This is a genomic window from Streptococcus sp. HMSC064D12 (genome assembly GCF_001837205.1).
In the GTDB taxonomy this organism is placed as follows: domain Bacteria; phylum Bacillota; class Bacilli; order Lactobacillales; family Streptococcaceae; genus Streptococcus; species Streptococcus salivarius_D.
Map to the genome: position 1 here is coordinate 1 of NZ_KV831771.1, position 2,624 is coordinate 2,624.

Below are 2,624 nucleotides of genomic sequence, written 5' to 3' on the forward strand. Positions count from 1 at the left end.
TGCTGATGTGCTGGCTGATTCACTCGCACTCGTTGAAGCACTCATGGATGCAGACGTACTTGCCGATTCACTGGCGCTGGTTGAAGCACTTTGCGATGCACTGATACTTGCGGATTCACTCGCACTTGTTGAGGCACTCATGGACGCGGACGTACTTGCCGATTCACTGGCACTTGTTGAAGCACTCATGGATGCGCTAGTACTTGCAGATTCACTGGCGCTTGTTGAAGCACTCATGGATGCGCTAGTACTTGCTGACTCTGATGCACTTGTTGAGGCGCTCATGGAAGCCGAGGTACTTGCCGATTCGCTAGCACTTGTTGAAGCGCTCATCGACGCTGAAGTACTTGAGGATTCGCTGGCGCTGGTTGAGGCACTTTGTGACGCCGACGTGCTGGCTGACTCACTGGCACTCGTTAATGCGCTGTGTGAAGCTGAAACACTTTCAGAGGTTTTTTCCGATTCACTTGTGGACACACTTTCCGAAGCACTGGTACTTGCTGATTCCGAGGCACTCGCTAAGGCACTCATTGATGCTGATGTTTTTGCGGATTCACTGGCGCTGGTTGAGGCTGACATACTATCCCTATTAGGGGTAACTGTATAGGGTACCTCCAATTCATAAGTGCTACTTAGGCCTGTCCCGTCAGGTAAGGTTGTAAATCTAACAGAATAAGTGAATTGTCCAGGAGTACTAATATCTGGTAAGTCTGAGCTGACAAAATTTGCAGATAAGATGGCCGATTGTGAAACCGAATCTGCACTATACCATTCACTTGGCGTATAGCTATTATAATAATCCTCATCATCAACATCTTGTTCAAATGTATGAGAAACACCCTTCACCTCAATAACTTTATGTTTAAGAGTAGTTGTACTCACCAACAACTCTGAACTATTTGAAGTTGTCCCATAACGACCAACATCATAGGTTCGGGTAATCGTATAGTTAAATTCACCTGCCGTTGCTGTTGACAATGGTAGAGTTGTCGTTGTTTCAGATGTAGAGGTATTGGTCCATTTGGTTGTGTAAGATTGGTCTGTCACATCAGATGAGAGATACGCATCTGCATTTGAACCATTGTGAAGATTTTGACCTTTAAAATCATAAATAGGTGTTTTAGCCTCAATCTTAGGTAAAACCTTATAATTCACATTAACGGTTTGCACAGAACCGTCTGAATAGGTTACTTTTGCAACAGCTGTTTGATTCCCCGAAGTAGTCGTTGAAATCGGTGTTGACCAAACCAGACTATAACCAGAGGCAGCAGGTGTTGTACTTTCATTTGAAGCAACCGTCACAAATTTACTTACATCAGAAAGATCCGAAGCTGTTTCACCCTGCAACGTGTACACAGTTGTTGCTTTGGCAGAGGCTGTGTAAATTTCGTTTTGTCTGATTTTATGGAAAGCATAGGTAATTCCTTGGTTACCCGTAACAACTTTCACAGTGTTACCAAAAAGATAGCCCTTAGCCGTAGAAACGTTTGTCGCTTTTAGAGTATAACCACTAATAGCAAGGTATTCTCCCAAATCTACATTTGTTCCAGGAGTTTTCTGAATCAACACTTCATTTTTTCCAGGAATATCTTCCCCAGTGTCTGCATCAATGAATTTCACCGTAATGTAGGCACCCTGAGCTGAATAGTCAAACTTCTCCAATTGGAATTGCTGTAAATTATAGCCGGAACCCGTCGATCCAAAGAGCGCAAAAGCCATTTCATCAGGATAGCCCGCATTTTGCAAGAGGCTTCTGCTTCTATTCTCATATTTTAGGGCACTTGCATTTGGATGACCAAGAACTTCCATGTCACCAGTAACAGCTATGGGATCATTGTTTAGATTCATAGACCAGGTTTGTCCATTATAGGTGACCGTCATCACCTTGGTATCCCCATCATAGACAACCTTATAGTCCTTCAATGAATTATCTGTTGGGCCTTCCCCATTTAACTTCGTAATTGTGCGGATAACGGGGTAAACACTTCCACGTGCCGTACTATTTGATCCATTATAGTTATAAGTAAAGCCTCCAAAAGCTCCTTTTTGATAACCCGAATACTTAGGATCGGCTGAAGCTTTATTATTCGGTAATGGGTTACCCGTATTATGCCAAGTATCTAGTTTGAAACCAAAAGAACCTTTGAGGTTATCTCCTCCCATCCCAAGACTGGCACCTGATCCATTACCGTTGGCATTCCCGATTTCTCCGATAGCACCCGTTGAGAATACCGCAGCAATTCCATCACCACCCGCATGACCATTGTTATTACGACCTTCGTAAGCCTCACCAAGATTGATTTTCCCTGTGAGAGTGAAACTTTCGTTCATATCAATCTTTGTGTTCAGGGTATAGGCACCTGCCTGACTTGGCGCACTTGGCGTCAAGGTCAAAATTCCATTACTTAAAGAGGCATCTCCAGTTGTTTTAAAGTAGGTGGATTGATTCTTATTGGTTACAATCAAATGCGCCTTAGGATCATAGGTTGCATTTCCCAGTGAAGCATTTGTATCGTAGGATGCACGTAAGGTATTGGCAGCAGTAATCCGTGCTCCATTCCGGTAATCACGAGCACCAGAACTTGCGCGTAACACCGTATTGACCACAGTATTACGGGTTCTAG

At 43.8% G+C, this 2,624-nt stretch carries 1 protein-coding gene; it reads right to left on the reverse strand.

The features are described from left to right. Positions 1–2,624 (reverse strand): lectin-like domain-containing protein (locus tag HMPREF2697_RS09835; protein ID WP_257375256.1); only part of this gene is annotated, 2,624 nt, incomplete at both ends.